Here is a 23,777-nt window from a genome sequence, read left to right as displayed (position 1 = left end):
AAGCAGGTATGCCTGAAAGCGTGCGTATTGCCTGAAAACACAACCCGCTACGGGGGAGACTTACCCGAAATCTGATTTATTCAACAAAGCCACTGAGACTACGAAGTTCTGAATCGATCGAATACAGTGAGAACTCAGACAATTCGAAGAGAATAAGCTGGCTCGGCTTATTTTTAATTATCTGTCGGCATAGTTCAGACCCAATAGATCCCCCAGCTCCAGTAACCATAACCGTTTTGCCGTTGATATTACGGGATATTAATTCCGGAATGGGTGAAACAGGATCGCGACCCAGCAGATCTGTGATAACCACTTTGCGTAATGAATCAATTCGAGCCTTGCCTTCTACCAGGTCGACCATTCCGGGAATGGAGAGCACCTCGCATGGTAAGCCTTCCAGCGTTTTAATGACTTCGTTCTTTCTGGCTCGGCTGGCGCTTGGCATGGCAAGCAAAATTTTCTTCGCTTCGTATTTCTCAACCAACCATGGCAGTTTTTCCGGCGCGAAGACGCTGACGCCGTGAATAACCTGGCCTTGCAGAGCACGGTTGTCATCGACAAAAGCAACAGGATAGTATTCATCCATCTGGCTCAATGCCGGCAGTAGCTGACGACCCGATGCACCAGCACCGTAAATCACTACCCGCGTTCCTAGATTTAAACCGCGATTCACCAACATTCTCATACCAAGCCGCGATCCGGCAATAAGCAGTAAACCGAATGAGAAATAAATGAATGGAATCGTTCTCGGTAAATAGAGATTAGTATAAAACGCTGCGATAATAAGCAAAATGGATGATATAACCATCCCTACTGTAACTACTAGTAATATTTTTGCAGTAATATAGCGAATGACGGCGCGATAAAGCCCTAGCTTAACAAATATCGCCAGGGTGACGATAATTATTGAAAATATAAATAACCAATGCTCCGTACTAAATATTGGAGTCATAGAATCAATGCGTACCCAAAATGCAAACCAAAATGCACTTAATAGAAGTATAACATCTATCGAGAGTGTAATAATACGTTTTATCGGTCTGGATAAAGATATTAAATAATTTAGCATACTTAAAACTGGTCGCCTCGTTAAAACTTGCATTCAGTTTATAAAATAGTACCAGCAGAACATACTGAGTAATCGTCTACCTTTGTATTATACCCACCCACTGTACCCGCCTGCAGAAACGCTGACCTACCTATGATAGTGCTTCCAGCGAGATGAACACCAACCCCTAAGTGGGCAAAATCGCCTAGAATAGAATCATGATCGACCGTCGAATGACTATTTACAATCGTACCCACACCTAATTTCGCGTTGGCACCAACCACTGCTCCCGCCAATACGACAGAGCCATCAGCAATCGTCGCCGATGGACTGACAAAAGCAAGGGGATGAATGAGCGTTACGGGGTCAATGCCTAAGCTGATAAGCTGCTGATAGAGTTGTTCTCTAACATTATTATTACCTATGCCAATAGCTATGTGACTCGCATCGTTGACATGTAACTTTAGCTCGGAGATTTTCCCAATGATGTGTTTATTAGTTTCGATGATGGGTGATGCATTATCATCAAGGAAAACAATATCCTGATATCCCAGCAGTCTCGCCAATTCGTACAGGGTCCGTCCGTGGCCACCTGCACCTAGAATCATTAAATCATGCATTGACGTTGCTCTCTTTATCCTTAACGCCTGCACCGCATTTGAGGGCAACAGCCAAAAGCGGAAGCCAGGCGATAATCAACCCAACGACACCATCAATTTTGGCTGAGGCAATAAGGAAAGCGATAGGAAAGAGCCACAGCAGGTTGACAACGATCGCCATCATTGTCACCGGAACGTGACTTCCATATTTCCTGGCAAGGATTTGGTAGCCGTGACTGGCATGTGCTTCATAAACCTTTTTACCCGCCACAAGCCTTCTCATCAAAGTTGTCGTGGCATCGACGATAAATATGCCCAGCAAACATAATTCTGCAATAAAGAAATGAGTATTAGCTTTGGCAATATGGAGAATCATCAGTCCAATGGATATTCCGAGGAAACCACTCCCGGCGTCGCCCATGAAGATTTTTGCTTTCGGGAAGTTCCAGACAATGAATCCAGCCGCGGCCCCGATAAGAGCAAGCGTTAGCGGAAAAATACTTCCAGGCGCATCCGTGTACTGGTTTACAACAATTAACATCGCACTACATGCGGCAAACGTGATTGCCTCAGCGCTGGCTAAGCCATTAATCCCATCCATGAAATTATACAGGTTCAGCATCCAGACCAGATAAACACATCCAAGAATCATACCAATCCAGGATAATGAAAGATCGTAACCCAACAGCGTAATAACAGGGAATGATCCCAGGAAATAGATGCCAATTGCAGCGGCCATGAAATGCATTAGCAGACGCCATCGAGCCGCAATATGACCATGATCGTCAAGGAAACCAATGATGGCAACAATGATACCAGGAATAAATAAACCCAGGAAGCTCTCCAACGTAAGCGTGCGGTTAATATAAAATACTGCTAAAGCAACCAGTAGCGTCAGAACGATCGCTACCCCTCCCCCCCGTGGGGTCGGCACAGAATGCGAACTTCGCTGGTTTGGACGGTCAATAACATTATGTTTTATGGCATAACCCCGCAATCCCCAGGTCAGTACGCATGAGACTAAAAAAGCGAATAGCGCAATCCCAAAATTCATCATTCTTTATTACCTTCGATATAGTACTTCGCCGTCTTTCTCATCGTTTCATAAAGCGTTATCGGGGGCGTCCAATTTAAATGCTCCCGAGATTTGGTGGCATCAACTTCCAGATCGCCAAATAACTGATCGTAAATTCCGCCTTTACCCACCGCTGAAAGCAATATTTTCAGGATGAACGTTGGGAAATAGATAAGTCTCGTTTCAATGTTCATACCTGCAGAAAAGGTATTAATCATATCTGCAGTCGAGGGGCGTTCTGCATCTGCAAGGAGATAGAGTTGATTTTTTGATTTTTTATTAATCACACATTCACAGATAAAACTAACGACATTATCTAGTGACACCAACGCCCGCTTGTTTTTTACGTTTTTAAATGGCAACGGCAGTTTCTTCGACACCAGTTTCAAAAGACGCTGTATGTTACCAGGAGCATTTTCGCCACATATTAATGCAGGACGGACAATCGTGATCGCCATGTCGCTTCCGTCGAAGTTTTTAAGCAGGCTTTGCTCAGCTTCGAGCTTAGAAATGGCATAATCAGATGTTGGCCGGGGCTTTGACGCTTCAGAAAAAGGAACTCCCGAGGTGGCATTACCGTTGACACCGATTGAACTGACGAAAATAAAATGCTTAACACCACAGGTCGCAGCATCTGAGGCTAACTTCATGGTCGCATCGTGATTAACGCGACGAAATTCCGCTAAAGCATCCTGTGCATCATCATTAAGGATATGTGCTCTTCCCGCAGTATGAATGACTGTGTCGCATCCCTGAACAAGATTTACCCAATTGGTATCGGCGGAAATATCCCCCAGGTTATAAATACCCTTTTCAGGGTTCTCCTGCTTGCGCGTTGTTAATATCACCTCGTGTCCTGATGATTTCAACGTTTGGACTAAAGCAGTACCAAGAAACCCGGTTCCGCCCGTCACCAATACTTTCATTGCCATCCCCTACTTACCCAATCTGATGTTTTTCCCCGCGCAGCCAACTGAAACGCGAGAAACTGTATAGGTCACGACTGTTCGTTCAATATTCAATTCAGAATACAGACACGCTACCGCCCCTGGCTTAACAGCTACCAGTGCACTGAGCGATGTTTGATTAAATGATTTTCCTTGTCTGGATACAGACAAAAACTGGCGTCAATTGTCGTCCTAAACGACCTCAGAAACAAGCACAAATCGTTACAAAGCGGTCCAGAGTTAATGCAGATAACTCTATGTAATCATTTAGTTTATAACAAAAAAACGGCAGTCATCATTTTGGTTAGAAATCAACACACCAAAATAATGACTGCCGTTTGTTCAGATCGAGACTAAAATATCAGTCGTTCGCCAGCAATTTCTCAATCCTGTTTCTGAACTTCGCCCCTTCCTTTAGGTTACGCAGCCCGTAGTTCACGAACGCCTGCATATAGCCCATCTTCTTACCGCAGTCATAGCTCTCACCGGTCATCAGCATCGCATCGACAGACTGCTTCTTCGCCAGCTCGGCAATCGCATCGGTGAGCTGAATACGGTCCCAGGCGCCTGGCTCGGTTTTTTCCAGCTCGGCCCAGATATCCGCGTTCAGAACATAACGGCCCACCGCCATCAGGTCCGAATCCAGCGTCTGCGGCTGATCCGGTTTTTCGATGAACTCAACGATGCGGCTCACCTGCCCTTCCGTTTCCAGCGCTTCTTTGGTCTGAATTACGGAGTACTCGGAGAGATCGCCTTTCATGCGCTTCGCCAGCACCTGGCTACGGCCCGTTTCGTTGAAACGTGCCACCATTGCCGCCAGGTTGTATCGCAGCGGATCGGCGGACGCGTTATCAATAATGATATCCGGCAGCACAACGATGAACGGGTTATCACCCACCACCGGACGGGCACAAAGAATAGAGTGTCCCAGACCCAGCGGCTGCGCCTGACGCACGTTCATGATGGTCACGCCCGGCGGACAAATAGACTGCACTTCCGCCAGCAGCTGACGCTTAACGCGCTGCTCAAGCAACGCTTCGAGTTCGTAAGAGGTGTCGAAGTGGTTTTCTACCGCATTCTTGGATGAGTGCGTAACCAGGACGATTTCTTTGATCCCTGCAGCAACAATCTCGTCGACAATGTACTGAATCATTGGCTTGTCGACGATCGGCAGCATCTCTTTAGGAATGGCTTTTGTGGCGGGCAGCATATGCATGCCCAGGCCTGCTACCGGAATGACTGCTTTCAAATTAATCATTATTTCTTCCACCTTAAAATGGTTGACGAATTATAGCTCTTAAACCTGTTTTCGCCAGCATGATTTGCCGTAATCCTGAAGCAATGTTACGCCTTAGCATCACATATTTCTGTAGTTGTAATCTGATTCGATCGCGCTTATATGCCAGGAATCGTCTTAAAACAGATTATTGTCGATTATCTGTGCGGCAGCGCAAAGTTCAGTCTTTCCACATTCACCACCTGCTGGTCGACCCGGTCAATATCCACCGAGCTTTGCCCCTTCTCGTTCACAGCTTTGATGTTCGCCAGCGAAAGCAGCGTCTCGTCTTTCGCCATAAATTTACCTCGTACATCTTTGCGCAGATCGAAGTTGATCTTCAGGGCAGGACCCACGGCGGCTTCCTGCATCACATTGATATTACGTAAGAAAAGATGCTGCGGCTTGTTGTGCAGTTCCAGCGTTGCGCGCTGCATTTCCACATTGGTAATCGCCACAAACGACGTCGCATTACCGGATGAAATCTGTATTCCGCGCAATTTATAGGCGAGCTGGCGGTTATCGAGATGAATATTATTGAGCTTGAAGTTCTGCGGGATGGACAAATAATCGCCTTTTATGACCCCATAGCCGATTAACATTCCCGCGCTGTTGACCATGTCGACATTATCAATAATGAAATTATCACAGCCATAAATCGCCACCGTGGCGTTGTCTATTCCCGCCTTTTTACTGAAGTCTGGGGTGATATTTTTGGCCTTAATATTGCGGATAACAAAGTGTTTCCCGTTTTCCACGTGTACCAGCTGACGACAGTTGCTACCGGTGATGTTGGCCACCACGAAGTTCTTAACGGTTTGCTTTTCCGGGTAGTCGTTGTCGTAGGTGCTCCCGGCAAGGCCAATGCCGATGCCCCAGTTGATCTTGCCGTTAGTGCAGTTGATGTTGTCGATGACATGGTCGGAGATCAGGATATTGCGATCGTTGATGGCAACGTTCCATTCGATCGCATCGCCCTGCAGATGGCTAAATTTGCTGTTGGTGATGCGGGCGCCGTCCACCTGGTTGTGGAAACCCTGGCGCAGGATGGCGTAGTTGGCCTGACTCACGCTGATGTTATCAATCACCAGATTGCGCATCACGCTCGGTTTCTTACCGCCGATGTAGATTTGCGTCACAGGACCAAAACCGCTCATGGCCAGCCCTTTGATGACGCAGTCGGAGCCACGTACATCGAGAGTGATATTCTCTGTCCGTCCCTCGCCTTCCCCTATCACTTTGCTGCCTTCCTGCAGAACAAAGCGGCCGCGGCCATTGCCGGTTAACGCCCCGCGGATCAGCAGCGTTTTACCGTCGGGAATGAAAATACCCGTGTTGATGTTTTCACAGGTCAGCCCGGCAGGGACAACGACCGTGTCCCCGTCATTAAACGCCTGCTTAAAGGCCGCGATCCAGTCGTTGTTATTGTACTGTTTAACAGAGACCGTTCTTCCGCTTGCCGCCCGCGCGATGCGGGACGACAGCAGCGGCGTAGCCGCCAGAACGGACAGAGACGAGACAAAGGTGCGTCGGGTAATCTTTTTCAGCATACATCCTCGGCGTTACAACGTTTGCAGCAGGCTGGCTAACTGACGGTTAATCACTTGCTGGTTAAAATCGGCTTCAACTTTTTGTCGGGCATTGTGCAGCACGGGCTCCAGCGCCTGCTGGTCGATATCGCTGAAGGCAGCTAACCGATCGGCGAGCGCCATGGCGTTATTCTCCGGCACCAGCCAGCCGGAATGGTCAGACTTAATCAGCTCCGGGATCCCGCTGTGCAGGGTCGAGACCACCGGTATCCCGACGGCCATCGCCTCCATCAGCGCCACCGGAATGCCCTCCATATCGCCATCGGCTCCCGTTACGGAAGGCAGCAGGAACACATCTGCCTCATCGAGCATGGCCTTGACCTCGTGGCTTGGCTTGAAGCCCGGCATCTCTACAACATCTTCCAGCTGATACTGTTCGATAAGCGTGCGCAGACGACGCTCCCACGGCCCAATCCCGAGAATGCGGTAGTGGAAATCCACCCCGCGCGCTTTCAGCTGGCGGCAGGCTTCAATCGCCACATGCAGGCCTTTCTTCTCGGTCAGACGCGCGACGGAGATGATCTGCAGCGGCTTGCCCGGCACCTTCACCGGACGGCGGGTAAAGCGCGTTAAATCCACGCCCATGCGCGACACGGCAATTTTCTCTCCCGGGCAGCCCATGTTTTTCAGGCGTCCGGCCCACAGTTCGCTGATGGGCAGCATCATGTCGCCGCGGCGGAAAAGCTGCTGGTACTCCGGCGTATAATGGTTCAGCACTTCACGGCTGGAGATGTCGATACCGTGGAAAATGGTCGCAATTTTACCGTCAATCACGCCCAGTTCGCGTAGCTTCGCGGCGGTCACGCCTGCCGGGCCAAAGTGGGCAATAAACACGTCAGCACGATACGGCTGCGCCGTTTGCCCGCAGATGGCCGAGAGAATTAAATTGCGTGATTCCGACCCATAGCGGGAAACATTCAGCGCCCGCCACGTCGACGCGCGATGGATCCCACGTAAGGTCTGGCTGGCGCGGTGGCGCAGCTTACTCAGCTTCCCGGACGGCTCATCCTGCAGCCAGCGGGTTTTTGCCTCCAGCCCATAGTGGGTATACGCCGCGTGGGTGTTTTGGGTATCGCCCTTTTGCAGGGCGATAATCTCCACGTCATATCCCATATCGATAAACGCGGTGATTTGGTTCAGAACAAAGGTCTCAGACGACAGCGGAAATTTCAGTAAGAAGAAACCAACCTTCATTTCCCCTCCCGCACGCGGTCAAGTACCGATTTCACCATCCCAATGCCCTTCTCGCGCTCGGCTTTCACCGCCAGCGCCAGACGTTCATTGATCGCAGGCAGCTGGCCGAGCGTGTCGCCCACCATGGCGCCGAGCGATCCGTCCAGCAGATGACGGATATCCACCGCCATTTCCGGCATACCGAGCTGCTGCATAATGCCCGCGGACTTGTGCTCATAGTTAATGGCAATGGCCGGCGTGCCAAAGTTCATGGAGATAATGGCCGAGTGCAGTCGGGTGCCCACGGTCAGGTCGCAGGCGGAGAGCAGCTTGCCCATCTCCAGGTCGTTCAGCTCGTCCATCACCACGTGATAGCGGGACGGATCGTTCACCAGGTTGCGCAGGTTGAGCGCCACCATGCGGTCATCTTTGTTGTAGCTGTCGATACCGGTACAGGTGGATAGCGCCAGCACCTGGTACCCGCTGTCCAGCACGCGGTTCACCACGTCGGCGAACGCTTGCTCATACGCCGCCTGCGTCGTGCCTAAACGTTTATCGAATGGCGCCAGCTCGCGCAGGGTGATCGCGACGGTTTTCTGTTTCGCCGTAACGCCGAGCCAGTGCTGCACCGCGTAGCTCGGCTGGAAGCTGTCGTCCTGGTGATCCACCAGCCAAGCGGTATCCACGCCGTGCTCAACTTTCGACGTGTCAATCTCGCTGCGCTTCATCATGTCAAGGCTGACCGACTCACGCAGGATCAGGGCATCGCAGTGGCCAAACACATAGTTCGCCAGCTGGTTAAACTGCGGATCCTGGAAAGGCCCCACGCTGTGGCCGATCATAAACAGCGGCTTTTTCGCCATGAACGTACAAAGCGCATGCTCAAACTGCGGCACGCCGTAGAGATCGACGAAGAACGAACCGCCGACCTGAATAATGGCGTCATAGCCGGAGAGCAGACGGACAAAATCCGTAAAGCCCTGGGCAATGGCGATATTGCGCAGCTTGCCGGTATCGGTCACGCGGGAAAGCAGCACCTGATGCTGGTAGCGACGACGCAGCACTTTTTTCACGCGGCCCATCACGCCCGCGGCGTTGTTATGCTGTTTCATCTGGCTGTAAAGCGGATCGCCCATCACCGGGCGGTTCAGTAACCAGGATGAGCTGACAGGATAACGGCTCATCACGTCCACTTCGGTCTCAGGCTTAAGGGTGTTAATTGCATCCAGTAAACCGCGCAGGATGGCGCTGTCGCCACGGTTGCCGCAGGTATGGTTGCCAAGAATTAATAATTTCATAATGGCCTCTTAAATAACTAGCCTGCGCGAAGCAGCGTTTTCATTTTTTCGTTACGGCAAAACTGGCGCTTAATCTCAACGACCAGCGCATTGCGCGACAGCACGATCATCACGACGAAGGCCAGCGCCCCCGCGGCAACCTGCACCGCCAGCAGCGCGGCCAGCGGCAGATGCCCGCTGAGGATAATGCCCAGGCCGTAGCTCACCGCCAGGGTCGGCAATGAGAGATAGAACGGCAGCCACAGGCTCAGGATGTACTGACGGTAGCTGGAGCCCAGCACCGGTTTAATCATGATGAAGTAGCTCAGGACGGTATTGACGATCTGCACCAGCAGGAAGCCCAGCGTCACGCCAATAGCGCCCGCCATGTGCCCGCCGACGATAATTGCCGGAATAAACAGGAAGGTTTTGAATACGTTGAACTTAAAGCTGATGTCCACGCGCGCTTTTGCCATCAGCAGGGACCCAATCGGGTTTCCCACGGAGCGCAGCAGCCCCACCACGCACAGCAGCTGCAGGATCGGGATGATGCCGTTCCACTTATCGCCAAACACCAGCGGCACGAAGTTGCTGGACACCACCATCAACCCCAGCAGCACCGGGAAGTTGATGATCCCCACCACCGAAAGCAGCTTGTAAAAGTTAATGCGCAGCTTTTCGGTGTCGTCCTGAATCTTGGCAAACGCCGGGAACAGCACGCGGGTGATTATTGGGTTCAGCTTCATAGGCGGCACCACCGCAACGTTGTAGGCCAGGTTGTAGCCCCCCGCCACGCTCGCGCCGAGAATACGTGCCAGCACCAGCGTCGAAAGGTTGGTGTTCACGTAGTTGATAATGCTGTCCGCCGTCAGCCACGCGCCAAAGCGCAGGTTGGACGAGACGGACGCAAGAGAGAAATGCAGTCCCGGGCGGTAAATTTTACGCCCAAAGTAGCCGAACAGCAGCGTGCGCACGGCAGAGTTCACCAGGTAACCGAGGATGGCGGTCATCGCCAGCGGCCAGAAATGGGCGCTCACGACGGTAAAGGTAAAGCCCGCCAGCACGGCGCTGGTCTCGATCATGCCGATCTTGTTGAACTCCAGCTCTTTCTGCATCAGCGCGCGGAACTGCTGCCCGTGGGGGATCACCACGAACGCAAACGACAGCGTACGCATCAGCGGGGCGAGATCCGGGTTGTGCAGCACGCTGGCGATGGTATCGCTCAGCAGGAACACCAGCACAAACACGAAAATCCCCAGCCCCACGTTCAGCCAGTAGAGCGTGGTCAGCTCAAGATGGCTGATCTCTTTGCGCTGGATAATCGAGTTGGCGATACCAAAGTCAGACAGCGTATCGGCCAGCGCAATGATCACCAGCGAGACGGTCAGCAGGCCGAACTGGTGATTATCGATAATGCGCGCCAGCACCGTCATCTGCACCAGGCCGAGGCCAATGATGACGATGGTCGCCATCGCTGACCACTTGGCGCCGCTGATGGTTTTTTCACGTAAGCTCATCTTAGTACGCCGCTTTGTTCACGAAACCTTTGAAGATGGTCAGAAAAACAATCTTGATATCGAACCAGAGGCTCCACTCGCGGATGTACTCCAGATCGAACTCGATGCGTTTTTCCATTTTTTCCAGCGTGTCGGTTTCGCCGCGCCAGCCGTTGATTTGCGCCCAGCCGGTGATGCCCGGCTTCACCTTATGGCGCAGCATGTAGCCTTCAATCAGCGAGCGGTACTGCTCGTTATGCGCCACCGCGTGCGGACGCGGGCCAACAATCGACATCCCGCCGGTAAAGACGTTGATAAACTGCGGCAGCTCGTCCAGCGAGGTGCGGCGCAGGAAGTTCCCCACGCGGGTGACGCGCGGATCGTTCTGCGTGGCCTGGGTCACCACCTTGTCGTTCTCCATCACCTTCATGGAGCGGAATTTCCACACCATAATCGGCTTACCGTCCATGCCGTAGCGGGTCTGACGGAAGATAACCGGTCCTGGCGAGCTCAGCTTCACCGCGAGGGCAATGCAGCACAGCACCGGGGAGATGAGCAGCAAAATCAGCGAAGAGAGCACGATATCTTCCAGACGCTTCAGCACGCGGTTAATACCGGACAGCGGCGTGTCGTACAGCGGTACGACCGGCACCCCGTTCACCTCTTCAATACGGGAGTGAAGAATGTTGAAGGTAAACACATCCGGGATCAGGATCACTGAACAGGTGGTATCCGCCAGCTCGCGCATCAGCTGCTTAATGCGGGATTCGTCTTTCATCTGCATGGCGATGTAGACGTTGTGAATTTTGCCGGCTTTGGCATCGTCAATCAGCTGATCGTAGTTGCCCGCCCAGTCGGCAGGCACGCCGCCAGGCTTTGCGTCGTGATAAATCCCGACCACTTCAAAGCCTAACCACGGCTCTTTGCGGAAGCTGTCGAGCAGCACTTTCCCAACCGGCAGATCGCCTGCCACCGCCACGAAGCGACGGTTATAGCCCCGGTTGCGCAGCCAACCCGCGCCAAAGCGGATCAGGGAACGGCACACCACCATGCCGACGCTGGTCAACAGATACCAGCTCAGATAGGTCACGAGGCGATTATCAAAATCATGGCTAAATGCCACCAGGCCTGCGCTGAAGATCAGGCTCAGGGTCCAGTTCTGCAGCAGCAGCATCAGTTCAGTGGTCATTTTGACGCCGCGCCACGAGCGGTAGAAATCGGTCATACCGCCGATCATTTGAAACACGACCAGCGCAATCAGGGCCATCAGCAGATGCATATATAAGAACGGCAGCCCGCTGATCCGACACACCGCCCACAATCCACCGACCATGATGGTGATATCAGAAAAACGCTGCACCATAGAGATTAACGATGCATTCGTTCTCGCTCGTTCGCGTTTTTTTAGATTCGTCATCGTTGTTCCTGTATTCGGTTCCCCCTCCCACCGGGAGGGGCAGTTATTACTGATTCAACAGCGCCAGAATGTCCTTCGTTCGGGCTTCCATCAGCGCGGTGTCAGCGCGGGACTCCACGTTCAGGCGCACCACCGGCTCGGTATTGGACGAGCGCAGGTTAAAGCGCCACTGCGGAAACGCCATGCTGATACCGTCGGTACGGTCAATTTCCAGCGCGTGGATGGCAAAGTGCTGCTCCACGCGGGCAATCGCCTCGGCAGGCTGTGCCAGCTTGCTGTTGATCTCTCCGCTCGCCGGGAACGCCGCCATACGGTCGCGCACCAGCTCGCCCAGGGTTTTCCCCTTCAGGCACAGCAGTTCAGTCACCAGCAGCCACGGGATCATCCCGCTGTCGCAGTAGGCAAAGTCACGGAAGTAGTGGTGGGCGCTCATCTCGCCGCCGTAGATGGCGTCTTCTTCGCGCATGCGCTCTTTGATGAAGGCGTGACCGGTTTTGGACATCACCGGCGTGCCGCCTGCGGCAGAAACCACGTCGACGGTGTTCCAGGAGAGGCGCGGGTCATGAATGATCTTCGCGCCCGGGTTTTTCTCGAGGAACGCTTCCGCCAGCAGGCCGACAATGTAGTAGCCCTCGATGAACTGCCCTTTCTCGTCGAACAGGAAGCAGCGGTCAAAATCGCCGTCAAAGGCGATACCCATGTCCGCGCCGTGTTCAATCACCGCGTTGCGGGTGTCGTCGCGGCACTCCGGCAGCAGCGGGTTAGGAATGCCGTTCGGGAAGTTGCCGTCCGGGGTGTTATGCACTTTCACGAAGGTCACCGGCACGTTCAGTGCCTTAAAGCGCGCTTCAAGGGCATCGACAACCGGGCCGGCCGCGCCGTTACCGGAGTTAATCACCAGCTTCAACGGCTTCAGGTTTGCCACGTTGATGTAGCCCAGCAGGTGGTCGATGTACTCTTTCTGCAGGTTGATTTTTTTGTAGCTGCCGCGCTTCGCCTCGTTCACCGGCGGGAAATCGTTGGCTTCCGCCAGACGCTGCACGTCGCGCAGACCCGTGTCGCCGCTGATAGGACGGGCGCCCTTGCGCACCAGCTTCATGCCGTTGTAATCCATCGGATTGTGGCTGGCCGTCACTTCAATACCGCCGTCCACGCCCAGGTGGAAGGTGGCAAAGTAAATCTCTTCGGTTCCGGACAGGCCGATGTCCAGCACGTCCACGCCCGCGTCCTGCAGCCCTTTCGCCAGCGCCAGCTTGAGGGATTCACTGGTCAGACGCACGTCACCGCCCAGCACGATGGTCTGCGGTTTTAAGTATTCGCCGTACGCGCGGCCAATGCGCCACGCAATGTCTTCATTCAGCTCTTCGCCCAGCTTGCCGCGAATATCGTAGGCTTTAAAACAGGTTAATTTATCCATGATGACCCCTTTTTCAGGCAACAGTCGGTCCTGACCACTAAATGGCCAAATTAATTTTTTTGTCATTCGTAGGCCCGGTAAGCGCAGCGCCACCGGGCATGATGCAGAGAGCTACACTCGCCCGTAGCGGTCCTGGAAGCGCACGATATCGTCCTCTTCCAGATACGAGCCGGAGCGCACCTCAATTAAGTCGAGAGGGATTTTCCCCGGGTTCTCCAGACAGTGCGTCGCCCCCAGCGGAATATAGATGGACTCGTTTTCGCCCAGCAGTTTCACTTCACCGTCGATGGTGACTTTGGCGGTACCCGCGACCACCACCCAGTGCTCGGCGCGGTGATGGTGCATCTGCACCGACAGCCCCTCGCCCGGCTTCACGGTGATGCGTTTCACCTGATAGCGGTCACCGGCGTCAATGGAGTCATATTTGCCCCACGGACGGTAGACTTCGCGATGAATATGGTGCTCGTGACGGCCATCCGCCTTGATCTTCTCCACCACTTTTTTAACGTCCTGCACGGCGTTACGGTCGGCAATCAGCACGGCGTCTTTGGTCTGGACCACAACAAGATCTTTTACCCCAACCGTGGTGACCAGGCCGGACTCGGCGTAGACGTAGCTGTTTTCCGTTTTGTGGCTAATGACATCGCCGTGATGGACGTTACCCTCCGGGGTATGGGCGCTGATCTCCCACAGGGAGGACCAGGATCCAACATCGCTCCAGCCCGCATCCATCGGTACCACGACGGCGTCAGCCGTGCGTTCCATTACCGCATAGTCAATGGATTCTTCCGGACAGGCGAGGAAGGCCTCTTCATCCACGCGGATGAAGTCGAGATCCGGATCCACCACCGCCATCGCTTTCTCGCAGGCGCTCAGAATATCCGGGCGATATTTGCGCAGCTCTTCCAGATAGCGTCCGGCGCGGAACAAGAACATCCCGCTGTTCCAGTAATATTCCCCGCTGGCGACATACGCCTGCGCGGTTTCCAGATTCGGTTTTTCAACAAACTGCGCCACGTCAAACGCCACGCTGTCGCCTTCACCCGGCGTCACGTTGCCGCGACGGATGTAGCCGTAGCCGGTTTCCGGCAGATCCGGCACGATGCCGAAGGTCACCAGCTTGCCGCGCTCAGCGTAAGGAATGGCCGCACGCACCGCGTCGCGGAAGGCCTCTTCCTGCTGGATCACGTGGTCTGCCGCCAGCACCAGCATCAGCGGGTCACAGTCCGGGCTGCTGCGTTTTGCCGCCAGCGCCGCCAGGGCGATAGCCGGTGCGGTATTGCGTCCGGCAGGCTCCAGGATGATATTTTCTGTGAGTTTGTTCAGCTGGCGCAGCTGCTCGGCAACAATAAAGCGGTGCTGTTCGTTACAGATCACCACCGGGCTTTCACACTCCACGCCGTGGAGACGGTTTACCGTCGTCTGCAGCATGGTGAGATCCCCTTTCAGGCAGAGGAACTGTTTTGGATAGAGCACGCGGGACAGCGGCCACAACCGGCTACCAGAGCCACCAGCCATCACAACCGGATACAAAGTGGTTTGACTCATGATTTATCCCCGTATATCTGCAATAAATTGGCTCAGCACGTTCTCTTTCTCGAGCGTGCGTTCGGCATATTCACGTGCCACCGTGTTCACTTTTGGCATGGCAAGTGCCTGTTCAATGCCGGTGACCAGCGCCGGAACCGATTCCGGCTCTACGCACACCGCAATCCCCGGATAGCTGTCACACAGCTGGCCTAATTCAGTTTCGGCTTCGGCCGTAATCACCGCGTTACCGCCCACGGCCAGAATGTTGGTCAGCTTGGACGGCAGCACCGCATCCGCCGCGCCGCGCTTTTGCACCACCAGATGACAGTCGCCCATCTTCAGCAGCGCAGGCAGTGCCTCGTAAGACTGAAGCGGGAAGAATTTCACGTTGGTCAGGCCGCGAACGCTTACCATTTTTTCCAGCCGCGCTTTTCCACCGCCCTGCCCGACAATCACAAACATCCATGGATGTTCGTTCAGCAGTTGAGCCGCCTCGATCACGCTCTCCAGCCCCTGCTTTTCACCGATATTGCCTGAGTAAAGTATGATTTTTTGATCTTCAGGCAAACCGAGCTGCGCGCGCAGCGCCTGAGCGTCTTGCTCAGTAACGTCGCGAAAACGCGCCACTTCGGACCAGTTCGGGAAGAAGATCACCTTCTCCGCCGGGACGCCTTTCTCCTGCGCTTTGTTCATCATGGAGCGCGAGATCGTTGAGACGTAGTCCACGTTGTATAAGCCACTGCGCTCAAACGCGCTGGCGAGCTTCGCCACCTTGCCGCCTTTGCTTTTGCCTGCCATCCCCAGGCCCAGCATGGCGTCCACTTCATAATCCTGAATGTGCAGCAGGGTGCGCGCGCCGGAGAGTTTGCCCAGCAGGCGCATGCCCGGCGTGCAAAACAGCGTCGGCACCACGCCGATAATGCGATCCGGCTTCCAGCGACGCTGCGCCATCAGCGGGAAGAAGCTGCTCAGGGCAAAGCTGCCGAGATGAATCAAGCGCTTCAGCGTCGAGGGCTGCTTAGGCACATACAGCGGGCAGCGCCAGACGGTCGCTGCACCCTCTTCGCGACGGTAGCGCCAGCTTGAGTAGCGCTCCCCCACTTTCCACTCCGGGTAGTACGGCGGCGCGGTAATGACCCGCACGTCATGTCCCTGGCTCGCCATCCACTCGACCATCTCGCCGGTGTATTTCCCGATGCCGGTTAATTCCGGCGAGTAGTTGATTCCGTATACGAGGATCTTCATAAGCCCGGCACCCCGGACTGACGTTCAGCGAGGAAATAGGCACGGCTGTTGTCATGCACATTGTCGCTCGCCAGCAGCGCCTCTGGCGTCTGCCAGCGGTAGTCGTCATGCTGAGAATCAGGCAGACGCAGGTCTGCCTCACTCACCTTCAGGCGGAACCCCAGCACGATGTAGTGCGTGGAGAACCCGGTACCCGAAAAGTTATCGTCATAGAAGTGCTGCCAGACCCCGTAAAACTGGCCCGCTGCCATCGGCAACTGCAGGCCCAGTTCCGCCAGAGTGAGACGCTCAAACGCATCGGTCAGCGTCTCATCCTTTTGCACGCGCCCGCCGGGCACGAACCAGAAGCCCTGTGCAGGACGGTTGGTTCGTTTCCCCAGCAAGAACTCGCCGCGTTCGTTCTCCACGATCAAATCAATTGAGATGAGCGGAGTGGAACGCACTACCGTGGCAAAATCTTCCTGACTTAAAAACATCGTTACCCCCGGAAGCGATGCTGGTTTTCCAGGAACCACTGATAGGTGCTGGCCAGCCCCTGCTCCAGTGACACCTCGTGATACCAGCCCAGCTGATGCAGACGGGTCACGTCCAGCAGTTTGCGCGGCGTGCCGTCCGGTTTCGTGGCGTCAAACACCACGCGGCCTTTGTAGCCCACCACCTGCGCGATGGTCTGCGCCAGCTCTCGAATGGTGCAGTCCACGCCGGTGCCCACGTTGATGTGCGACAGCATCGGCTCGGTGTTCTCCTGCCACACCTCGCGATCCAGCTCCATCACGTGAATGCTGGCCGCAGCCATGTCGTCCACGTGCAGGAATTCGCGCATCGGCGTACCGCTGCCCCACACCACCACATCCGGCGCGTTCTCGGCGGTCGCCTCGTGGAAGCGGCGCAGCAGCGCCGGGATCACGTGCGAGTTGCTCGGGTGGAAGTTGTCGTGCGGCCCGTAAAGGTTGGTCGGCATCACCGAGCGATAGTCGCGGTTGTACTGACGGTTGTAGGACTCGCACAGCTTGATCCCGGCAATTTTGGCAATCGCGTACGGCTCGTTGGTGGCTTCAAGCGTGCCCTGCAGCAGCTCGCTTTCAGCGATCGGCTGTTTTGCCATTTTCGGGTAAATACAGGATGAGCCGAGGAACAGCAGCTTGTTCACGTTGTGCAGATGCGCCGCGTGAATGATGTTGCTCTCAATCATCATGTTTTCGTAGATGAAATCCGCCGGGTAGGTGTTGTTGGCTACAATGCCGCCCACCTTCGCCGCCGCCAGATACACCTGGTCAATACGTTCGTTCGCAAAGAAGTCCTGTACAGCACGGCTGTCGAGCAGGTTCAGCTCGTCGCGCGTGCGGACAACCACTTCGACGTCACCGCGCTGTTCGAGCTGGCGAACAATCGCGGAACCCACCATTCCGCGATGACCGGCGACAAAAATACGTTGTTTTGTCATTCTCAGGACTCCAGCGCGATGGCAACCTCGTAGCCATGAGATTTGAGCAGGGAGTGTTTTTTCGCTGCTTCAAGATCTTTGGCTACCATCTCGGAAACCATCTCCTGCAGAGTGGTTTCTGGTTTCCAGCCCAGCTTCTCGTGCGCTTTGGTTGGGTCGCCCAGCAGGGTTTCCACTTCAGCAGGACGGAAGTAGCGTGGGTCAACCTGCACAATCACGTCGCCTGGCTTCACGCCCGGTGCGTCATGGCCGGTCACGGAAACCACGATGCCCTTCTCTTCCACGCCGGTGCCTTCGAAGCGCAGCTTGATGCCCAATTGAGCGGCAGCCATTTCAACGAACTGACGAACGGAGTACTGCACGCCGGTCGCAATCACGAAGTCTTCTGGCTGTTCCTGCTGCAGCATCATCCACTGCATTTTCACGTAGTCTTTGGCATGGCCCCAGTCACGCAGGGAATCCATGTTGCCAAGGTGCAGGCACGATTCCAGACCCTGCGCAATGTTGGCGATAGCGCGGGTGATTTTGCGGGTCACGAAGGTTTCGCCGCGACGTGGAGATTCGTGGTTGAACAGAATGCCGTTACAGGCGTACATGCCGTAGGATTCACGGTAGTTCACGGTGATCCAGTAGGCGTACAGTTTCGCTACCGCATACGGAGAACGTGGGTAGAACGGCGTGGTCTCTTTCTGTGGGATTTCCTGCACCAGGCCGTACAGCTCAGAGGTGGATGCCTGGTAGAAACGGGTTTTCTTCTCAAGACCCAGGAAGCGGATAGCCTCCAGCAGACGCAGGGTACCCATGGCGTCCACGTCAGCGGTGTATTCCGGAGACTCGAAGGAGACCGCAACGTGGCTCATCGCGCCCAGGTTGTAGACTTCATCCGGCTGCACTTCCTGCAGGATACGGGTCAGGTTGGAGGTATCGGTCAGGTCGCCGTAGTGCAGGTGGAATTTCGGGTTCGCCGCGTGAGGATCCTGATAAATATGATCGACACGTTCGGTGTTAAATGAAGACGCACGACGTTTAATACCGTGTACTTCATAACCTTTTTCCAGCAGTAACTCTGCCAGGTAAGAACCATCCTGCCCGGTAACGCCGGTGATGAGAGCGACTTTAGACATGTTTATATTCCTCTACTTATGAATTTAATCAGTTTCAACGCGTTCGCGTATCACCACTGCGGGGTTGCCACGACAAATTTTATTTGCCGGTAGCGATTTAAAAACGCTGCTGCGGGCACCGACTACCGTGCCATCGCCAACAGAAACACCCGGTGCAACAAAAACATCCGTTGCCAGCCAGCATTTTTCACCGATCACAATAGGCGAAGCGGTAATATCAAAATGCTGACTCATAAAGTCGTGGCTGCCGGTGCACAAATAACATTTCTGTGAAACCACCGAATTCGCGCCAATCGTAATCTCGCCCAGGGTATATAACACCGCGTCATCCCCTACCCAGGCGTAGTCCCCCAGCGTTAATTTCCAGGGATAGGTAATTTTCACCGAAGGTCGAATGACTACGTTTTTTCCTATTTTTGCGCCAAACAGACGCAATAAAAATGCTCGCCAGCGGTACAGTATTTGCGGTGACCAGGCAAATAAGGTGGCCTGAACCGCCCACCATAGCTGCACTTTAATACCGCCCGCCCCCCGAAAACCTTTCGGTACGGAGAAACCGTTCAGATCCTGCATTACGTTTCCTTATATTCAGGCTTTGTTATATAAGGCTTTCGTTTTACTCGTGGTACGCACGCGTAAAAAATAAGATAATTCCGCCCAGAATCCCGGCACGCGTAATATTTTACGCTGCACGTTTTTGGCATCCTGGCACAACTCCAGATTATTCGAGGTTGACACACCACCCATTGAAAACTCAGATACCAGCCCTTTAATTCGGCGGAACGGGTAACCTGACTTATACAGACTGGCGGCCAGCGCATAATCGGATGACACTTTATACTGCAAATCGTAAGGCTGTTTTTTCAGACCTTTTACCGGGAAGAATATGGCCTGATGGCTGGCCGGTAAGCTGTGGTAGATATACCAGCCCGGCTTCGCGCTGCGGCACACTTTATGTCCGTCGCCAAAATCAAGCAGCGCATCGCCAATATACATGGCGTCCTCTTTCTGGCGCGCCAGCTGGCGGGCAAACAGCGCCACGTCGTCATGGAAGATATCACCCGAATTCAGGAAGATGGCATAACGGCCTTGCGCCATGTTAATGCCTTTGTTCATTGCATCGTAGATGCCTTTATCTTTCTCGCTGATGTAGCGTAAGTTGAACTCACCGTTGAGTTTTTCCAGAAACTCTGCCGTGCCATCGTTCGAGCCGCCGTCGACCACAATCCACTCAAAGGTGAGGCTTGGATCGCGCGCCAGGTTGCGCAGCGAGCGCCAGGTTTTTACCACCCCTTCGTAATTACGAAAAGCGACAGTAATGACGCTAAGAAACATAAATCACCTCATTTGGTCATACGTGCGTAATATTAAGCGCCTTGCGCAGAATAAACGGACAGACAATCAAGAAAGCATATTCCGGGCTAAATATTGACCCGGTAAAAAACAGCGACACCGGCGTAAACAGATAAAGTTGCACGCGAAAGTTCTGGTTATCACCAAACGCGTTAATCATCATTTTGAAAACTTTAAACAGATACCACAGCGTCAACAGTACGGCGAACCACGAAAAATAAATAATTAACAGATACAGACCATTGTCTATGGTTTTACCGACATCCGCACCGTTAAAGATTCCGAATGATGCAACATATTCGTAAAGTGAGCCGAATCTTACTACACCATCAATATGGGTTAAGGAATAACCCACCATCACCAGTGGTCCAATGATGCGATAATAGGACGAGGATCCTTCCGTTCCCAAATCACCCAGACGTTCTGAGATGTAGGGGAAAGCAAATATCACGCCCACCATAAATACCGTCAGGGAGATAATCGCCAGCGGCAGTTTTTTCTTAATCGCATCTTTGTTCAGGTACTGAAACGCCCATTCCAGCAGGTAAAACAGGATAAATGTCATTACCCCTGAGAACGATCCAGACAGAACGATTCCTGCAAGAATCATAGCATCGGTCTTAGGCGTTTTGATACCAAACTGTTTGATGCTGAGCCAAATTGAGATTAACGCCAAAGCGAAAAACGCCGGTTCAAAATAGAGGGCCGTGGTACGCTTCCCGCCGAACTTGATGAAGTTCAATACATAGCTGTTGCTGTAAATGAGATATTTCGAAATTATCTCCATCAGGCTGCTGCCGCCGGTGAGAATAATTTGCGCCATCTCCATAGCAGCAAGCATAACAATTAACGCAACGGCAATATAAAAGAACCTGAGGATTTTCCGATAATTGTGCGGAGAAATCGTTTTAAAGCGAATACTCCAGACCATACCGATAATAATGACAATATAAACAAACAGCATGGTCGAGGTGACGTATTTACTGGCATCCAGCGACTGGCCGAAGATATAGTTAAACAGCGTCAGGCCCGTACCCAACCCTAAGGCAATCATCAGCTTCTTCAGGTTGATTTTATCGACATACAGCAGAAGCAGAACGGGCAAGAAGGTGACGATGGTTATCGGGAAGCTTTCGCCGAGCTGGGCAATTTTAACGTTGACCAGCAGGTAAATCAGCGGCAGCAGCAGATAACTACAGATTCTGATAGAACGAGACATACTCCTCCAGCATCTGTTGTCCACTGTAGGCCTTGCGGCTGCGGTTGCGGAACGATTCCAGGTCGGTGCCAAAAACGGCCTGAGCGATCTGCGCCTTCGGCAATTGCACCAGCGGCAGAACCTCCTGCTCCGCAAAAGTTTTCCCGCCGGATTTTTCCAGCACCTCACGTGCCGCATCGCTGTGGGTGGCAATCACCGGCACGCCGATGGAGAGCGCTTCACAGAGGATCAGCGGGTAGTTATCCACGCGGGAGCTGAACACCAGCGCATCCATTTCATTCAGCGCGCTCATCAGCTTGCGCTTATCGGTTTCAAACCCGTGGTTGACCACGTTAGTCCCTTCAAACGGTGAAAATTTGCCGAAGGTGTGAAGCTCAATTTTGTCACCCAGCGCCATCATGTCGCGCACCAGCTGCTGGTTGGTTTTCCCGTCGTAACGCAGGTCATGCGCAACGATAGCGATTTTCGGTTTGCCAGTGGTTTGCGCCACCGGCGTCAGGTCGGCGAGAATGGCTTCCGTCGCCACGTCGATGCCGTTGTTAATAATCTGGCAGCGCCCTGCCCCGTACAGACTGTTGAAGGCATCTGCCACGTGCTGGCTCGGGGAGATAAACGTACACCCGAGCGAGAGCATGTCGCGGAAAAGCTGACGCTTTCCGGCCACCAGCTTGTGCGCGCGATCCACCTTCACCGGCGGATAGTTGCTCAGCGTCGGGCATTTCTGGCAGTTGTTTTTCCAGCCTTCGCAGCCGTCGGTAAACGCGCAACGGCCGGTTACGCTCCAGTGATCGTGCAGCGTCCAGACGAAGCGGGTGTCGGGCTTGTGGGCCTGCACCTTCTGACAAAACGCCACCACCTCTTCCAGATTCAGCCAGTAGCTGTGCAGCACGTGAAAATGCAGCACAACCGGGCCGGTGGTGCGGGTCACCGTGCGATAAAGCGTATTCAGGTTGCCAAACAGATCGCGGTTAAACAGACGGAACAACGCAATGTTGGCAATCGAGGTCAGGCGCGGCGTGTGCTTATGCACCTGCGGGAAGTTATCGTGACTGACGCTTTTCTTGCCGCCCTTGCCATAGCCATAAATAAAACGAGACTGAAGTCCTTTTTGCAGCGCGCGCTGGTGCAGATCCAGCGCCACCCCTGCCGCTCCGCCTTCTGCGAGGCGTACGTTAAATTGCAGAATATTCATTTAATCACCTTCACGCGGGCTTTTTCTCCCACCACCAGCGCGTTATCCGGAATGGTGTCCAGCACCACGCTGCCCGCACCAATCGTGACGTTGTTACCAATCGTAATGTCGCCAATGATCACCACGTTCGCGCCCAGCTCGACGTTATTGCCAATGACCGGGCAGGCCAGGCTGTCTGGTCCACGGTTGCCAATGGTCACCCCATGGCGGATGGTGAAATCATCCCCGGCGACCACGAACTTGTTGATCACCACCGCATAGCCGTGATGGATGGTAAAGCGACGGCCAATGGTTGCAGCGGCCTGAATTTCATAGCCAAAAAAGCATTCGGTAATGATGCGGTACAGCACCAGCACGGGGGCCGCCCAGATGTTGTTCAGGATATTTTTCTTACGCCACACCGAGCAAAAATGCGCGATGCGGTACGCCAGAACCATGCAGCAAGGGCGCAGGCTCCAGCTGTTAGCGCGGCAATCTTCCAGAAACATTATTTCCCCCGAAGTCCATCAGCCAGGCGCTTGCCGTTACGTATGGACAACAGCGTCAGCAGCGTGCGCCAGTTCATGCGCTTATTGCGGATCTGATAGAGGGTAAAGAGCTGATATTTACGGCTGGCACGGTCAAACTTGTCCTTGTGCTTGCGGTAAAAATGGAAGTAGCCCGAGAACTTCTTCGGCGACGAGGTGATCTGCATCTCCCCGTGGTTGATGTGCAGGATCTGCGTGGCCTCTTCCACTTTCCACGGCTCGCCATACTCCACCACCATCCGCAGGAAGATGTCGTAATCCTGCGCGGCCTTCAGTTCGGTATCGAACAGGCACTCCTTGAAGCGCCACGCCCAGGTGAAGACCTGGTTACCAATGATGTTGCGCTTGTAGAACAGGCGTCGAGAGTACGGTGATTTCGGATAGAGCGGCAGGCTGGCAGGCTGCGAGTACACCTCGCCCTGACAGACATAGTCGTTGGCATACAGGAAAGCATGCGTGACCAGCTGCTCTTTATGCGACAGGAAAATAGACAGGCGGTTCGGCGTCCATTCGTCATCGTCGTCGATGCCGGTCAGATACTGCCCTTTGGCCTGCATAATCGCCTGATTTCGTACAGCGCAGGCGCCGGAGTTAATCTCGTTGTGGGTATAGACCACCCGCGGGTCGTTGAGGTCAGTCACGAATTTTTGCAGCTGTTCATACGAGGAAGAGCAGTCATCAACGATGATCAGCTCCCAGTTATCGTAATCCTGACGTAACACCGACTTGATTGCGCGGATCGCCAGCTGCTGACGATTCCATGTCGGCATATAGATTGAAACTAAAGGGCGTTGTGTGGTCATGATCTTCCCCTGATCCCTCACCCCGC

22 protein-coding genes are annotated in these 23,777 nt (G+C 53.8%); all 22 read right to left on the bottom strand.

The features are described 5' to 3' along the window. Positions 1-76 precede the first annotated feature (76 nt). On the bottom strand, positions 77-952 hold the full coding sequence (locus ACOTXF_RS08455; protein ID WP_421635260.1) for a polysaccharide biosynthesis protein: 876 nt from the start codon (positions 950-952) through the stop codon (positions 77-79). A gap of 155 nt (positions 953-1,107) precedes the next feature. Next, on the bottom strand, positions 1,108-1,668 hold the full coding sequence (locus ACOTXF_RS08450) for a sugar O-acyltransferase (protein WP_047747582.1): 561 nt from the start codon (positions 1,666-1,668) through the stop codon (positions 1,108-1,110). Then, on the bottom strand, positions 1,661-2,704 hold the full coding sequence (locus ACOTXF_RS08445; protein WP_025913273.1) for an MraY family glycosyltransferase: 1,044 nt from the start codon (positions 2,702-2,704) through the stop codon (positions 1,661-1,663). Before ACOTXF_RS08445 ends, ACOTXF_RS08450 begins: the two co-directional genes overlap by 8 nt. Further along, positions 2,701-3,648: an NAD-dependent epimerase/dehydratase family protein gene (locus tag ACOTXF_RS08440; protein WP_048963078.1), complete on the bottom strand. Its 948-nt coding sequence runs from the start codon at positions 3,646-3,648 to the stop codon at positions 2,701-2,703. Before ACOTXF_RS08440 ends, ACOTXF_RS08445 begins: the two co-directional genes overlap by 4 nt. A 382-nt stretch (positions 3,649-4,030) precedes the next feature. After that, positions 4,031-4,927 (bottom strand): GalU regulator GalF, encoded by an 897-nt coding sequence (gene galF, locus ACOTXF_RS08435; RefSeq protein ID WP_032652665.1) that lies wholly within the window; start codon positions 4,925-4,927, stop codon positions 4,031-4,033. Positions 4,928-5,103: 176 nt separating this feature from the next. After that, positions 5,104-6,495: a colanic acid biosynthesis protein WcaM gene (gene wcaM / locus ACOTXF_RS08430; protein WP_021241451.1), complete on the bottom strand. Its 1,392-nt coding sequence runs from the start codon at positions 6,493-6,495 to the stop codon at positions 5,104-5,106. Positions 6,496-6,507: 12 nt separating this feature from the next. Then, complete coding sequence (wcaL, locus tag ACOTXF_RS08425; protein ID WP_045418625.1) at positions 6,508-7,728, bottom strand: colanic acid biosynthesis glycosyltransferase WcaL; 1,221 nt, start codon at positions 7,726-7,728, stop codon at positions 6,508-6,510. Next, positions 7,725-9,005 carry a colanic acid biosynthesis pyruvyl transferase WcaK gene (wcaK, locus tag ACOTXF_RS08420; protein WP_045418622.1) on the bottom strand — a complete coding sequence of 427 codons (1,281 nt, stop codon included), beginning with the start codon at positions 9,003-9,005 and terminating at the stop codon, positions 7,725-7,727. The genes wcaL and wcaK overlap by 4 nt, the downstream gene beginning before the upstream one ends. Positions 9,006-9,022: 17 nt before the next feature. Then, a complete protein-coding gene (gene wzxC / locus ACOTXF_RS08415; protein ID WP_047747583.1) occupies positions 9,023-10,501 on the bottom strand; it encodes a colanic acid undecaprenyl disphosphate flippase WzxC in 1,479 nt (492 codons plus the stop codon). 1 nt (position 10,502) lies between these two features. Beyond that, complete coding sequence (gene wcaJ / locus ACOTXF_RS08410; protein WP_008499429.1) at positions 10,503-11,897, bottom strand: undecaprenyl-phosphate glucose phosphotransferase; 1,395 nt, start codon at positions 11,895-11,897, stop codon at positions 10,503-10,505. A 46-nt stretch (positions 11,898-11,943) separates the two neighbouring features. Further along, the gene (cpsG, locus tag ACOTXF_RS08405; RefSeq protein ID WP_032622651.1) at positions 11,944-13,314 is read right to left on the bottom strand and encodes a colanic acid biosynthesis phosphomannomutase CpsG; all 1,371 of its coding nucleotides are present in this window, start codon (positions 13,312-13,314) and stop codon (positions 11,944-11,946) included. 111 nt (positions 13,315-13,425) lie between these two features. Then, positions 13,426-14,862, bottom strand: coding sequence for a mannose-1-phosphate guanyltransferase (cpsB, locus tag ACOTXF_RS08400; RefSeq protein ID WP_008499427.1), 1,437 nt, complete (start codon positions 14,860-14,862; stop codon positions 13,426-13,428). A 3-nt stretch (positions 14,863-14,865) separates the two neighbouring features. Next, positions 14,866-16,089, bottom strand: coding sequence for a colanic acid biosynthesis fucosyltransferase WcaI (gene wcaI, locus ACOTXF_RS08395; protein WP_047747584.1), 1,224 nt, complete (start codon positions 16,087-16,089; stop codon positions 14,866-14,868). Continuing rightward, the gene (locus tag ACOTXF_RS08390) at positions 16,086-16,565 is read right to left on the bottom strand and encodes a GDP-mannose mannosyl hydrolase (protein WP_008499425.1); all 480 of its coding nucleotides are present in this window, start codon (positions 16,563-16,565) and stop codon (positions 16,086-16,088) included. The genes wcaI and ACOTXF_RS08390 overlap by 4 nt, the downstream gene beginning before the upstream one ends. A 2-nt stretch (positions 16,566-16,567) precedes the next feature. Continuing rightward, complete coding sequence (fcl, locus tag ACOTXF_RS08385; protein ID WP_013097874.1) at positions 16,568-17,533, bottom strand: GDP-L-fucose synthase; 966 nt, start codon at positions 17,531-17,533, stop codon at positions 16,568-16,570. 2 nt (positions 17,534-17,535) lie between these two features. Beyond that, complete coding sequence (gene gmd, locus ACOTXF_RS08380) at positions 17,536-18,657, bottom strand: GDP-mannose 4,6-dehydratase (RefSeq protein WP_003863514.1); 1,122 nt, start codon at positions 18,655-18,657, stop codon at positions 17,536-17,538. 24 nt (positions 18,658-18,681) lie between these two features. Continuing rightward, positions 18,682-19,230, bottom strand: coding sequence for a colanic acid biosynthesis acetyltransferase WcaF (gene wcaF / locus ACOTXF_RS08375; RefSeq protein WP_008499422.1), 549 nt, complete (start codon positions 19,228-19,230; stop codon positions 18,682-18,684). Positions 19,231-19,245: 15 nt separating this feature from the next. Further along, a complete protein-coding gene (gene wcaE / locus ACOTXF_RS08370) occupies positions 19,246-19,992 on the bottom strand; it encodes a colanic acid biosynthesis glycosyltransferase WcaE (protein ID WP_008499420.1) in 747 nt (248 codons plus the stop codon). Positions 19,993-20,008: 16 nt separating this feature from the next. Further along, positions 20,009-21,229 carry a colanic acid polymerase WcaD gene (gene wcaD / locus ACOTXF_RS08365; RefSeq protein WP_008499419.1) on the bottom strand — a complete coding sequence of 407 codons (1,221 nt, stop codon included), beginning with the start codon at positions 21,227-21,229 and terminating at the stop codon, positions 20,009-20,011. Beyond that, positions 21,204-22,421, bottom strand: coding sequence for a colanic acid biosynthesis glycosyltransferase WcaC (gene wcaC / locus ACOTXF_RS08360; RefSeq protein WP_008499418.1), 1,218 nt, complete (start codon positions 22,419-22,421; stop codon positions 21,204-21,206). Before wcaC ends, wcaD begins: the two co-directional genes overlap by 26 nt. Continuing rightward, positions 22,418-22,909: a colanic acid biosynthesis acetyltransferase WcaB gene (gene wcaB, locus ACOTXF_RS08355; RefSeq protein ID WP_008499417.1), complete on the bottom strand. Its 492-nt coding sequence runs from the start codon at positions 22,907-22,909 to the stop codon at positions 22,418-22,420. Before wcaB ends, wcaC begins: the two co-directional genes overlap by 4 nt. Then, complete coding sequence (gene wcaA, locus ACOTXF_RS08350; protein ID WP_021241458.1) at positions 22,909-23,751, bottom strand: colanic acid biosynthesis glycosyltransferase WcaA; 843 nt, start codon at positions 23,749-23,751, stop codon at positions 22,909-22,911. The genes wcaB and wcaA overlap by 1 nt, the downstream gene beginning before the upstream one ends. Positions 23,752-23,777: the final 26 nt, after the last annotated feature.

It is taken from the genome of Enterobacter cloacae complex sp. IR53041 (assembly GCF_049238285.1).
GTDB classification, from domain to species: Bacteria; Pseudomonadota; Gammaproteobacteria; order Enterobacterales; family Enterobacteriaceae; genus Enterobacter; species Enterobacter roggenkampii.
The sequence above is the reverse complement of the archived record's forward strand: the minus strand, read 5'-3'. Positions and strand labels throughout refer to the sequence as shown.

Excerpts from the sequence above, each read along its gene's own strand:
- ACOTXF_RS08455 (WP_421635260.1), bottom strand. The coding sequence starts at position 952 with ATGACTCCAATATTTAGTACGGAGCATTGGTTATTTATATTTTCAATA.
- ACOTXF_RS08450 (WP_047747582.1), bottom strand. The coding sequence starts at position 1,668 with ATGCATGATTTAATGATTCTAGGTGCAGGTGGCCACGGACGGACCCTG.
- ACOTXF_RS08445 (WP_025913273.1), bottom strand. The coding sequence starts at position 2,704 with ATGATGAATTTTGGGATTGCGCTATTCGCTTTTTTAGTCTCATGCGTA.
- ACOTXF_RS08440 (WP_048963078.1), bottom strand. The coding sequence starts at position 3,648 with ATGAAAGTATTGGTGACGGGCGGAACCGGGTTTCTTGGTACTGCTTTA.
- galF (WP_032652665.1), bottom strand. The coding sequence starts at position 4,927 with ATGATTAATTTGAAAGCAGTCATTCCGGTAGCAGGCCTGGGCATGCAT.
- wcaM (WP_021241451.1), bottom strand. The coding sequence starts at position 6,495 with ATGCTGAAAAAGATTACCCGACGCACCTTTGTCTCGTCTCTGTCCGTT.
- wcaL (WP_045418625.1), bottom strand. The coding sequence starts at position 7,728 with ATGAAGGTTGGTTTCTTCTTACTGAAATTTCCGCTGTCGTCTGAGACC.
- wcaK (WP_045418622.1), bottom strand. The coding sequence starts at position 9,005 with ATGAAATTATTAATTCTTGGCAACCATACCTGCGGCAACCGTGGCGAC.
- wzxC (WP_047747583.1), bottom strand. The coding sequence starts at position 10,501 with ATGAGCTTACGTGAAAAAACCATCAGCGGCGCCAAGTGGTCAGCGATG.
- wcaJ (WP_008499429.1), bottom strand. The coding sequence starts at position 11,897 with ATGACGAATCTAAAAAAACGCGAACGAGCGAGAACGAATGCATCGTTA.
- cpsG (WP_032622651.1), bottom strand. The coding sequence starts at position 13,314 with ATGGATAAATTAACCTGTTTTAAAGCCTACGATATTCGCGGCAAGCTG.
- cpsB (WP_008499427.1), bottom strand. The coding sequence starts at position 14,862 with ATGAGTCAAACCACTTTGTATCCGGTTGTGATGGCTGGTGGCTCTGGT.
- wcaI (WP_047747584.1), bottom strand. The coding sequence starts at position 16,089 with ATGAAGATCCTCGTATACGGAATCAACTACTCGCCGGAATTAACCGGC.
- ACOTXF_RS08390 (WP_008499425.1), bottom strand. The coding sequence starts at position 16,565 with ATGTTTTTAAGTCAGGAAGATTTTGCCACGGTAGTGCGTTCCACTCCG.
- fcl (WP_013097874.1), bottom strand. The coding sequence starts at position 17,533 with ATGACAAAACAACGTATTTTTGTCGCCGGTCATCGCGGAATGGTGGGT.
- gmd (WP_003863514.1), bottom strand. The coding sequence starts at position 18,657 with ATGTCTAAAGTCGCTCTCATCACCGGCGTTACCGGGCAGGATGGTTCT.
- wcaF (WP_008499422.1), bottom strand. The coding sequence starts at position 19,230 with ATGCAGGATCTGAACGGTTTCTCCGTACCGAAAGGTTTTCGGGGGGCG.
- wcaE (WP_008499420.1), bottom strand. The coding sequence starts at position 19,992 with ATGTTTCTTAGCGTCATTACTGTCGCTTTTCGTAATTACGAAGGGGTG.
- wcaD (WP_008499419.1), bottom strand. The coding sequence starts at position 21,229 with ATGTCTCGTTCTATCAGAATCTGTAGTTATCTGCTGCTGCCGCTGATT.
- wcaC (WP_008499418.1), bottom strand. The coding sequence starts at position 22,421 with ATGAATATTCTGCAATTTAACGTACGCCTCGCAGAAGGCGGAGCGGCA.
- wcaB (WP_008499417.1), bottom strand. The coding sequence starts at position 22,909 with ATGTTTCTGGAAGATTGCCGCGCTAACAGCTGGAGCCTGCGCCCTTGC.
- wcaA (WP_021241458.1), bottom strand. The coding sequence starts at position 23,751 with ATGACCACACAACGCCCTTTAGTTTCAATCTATATGCCGACATGGAAT.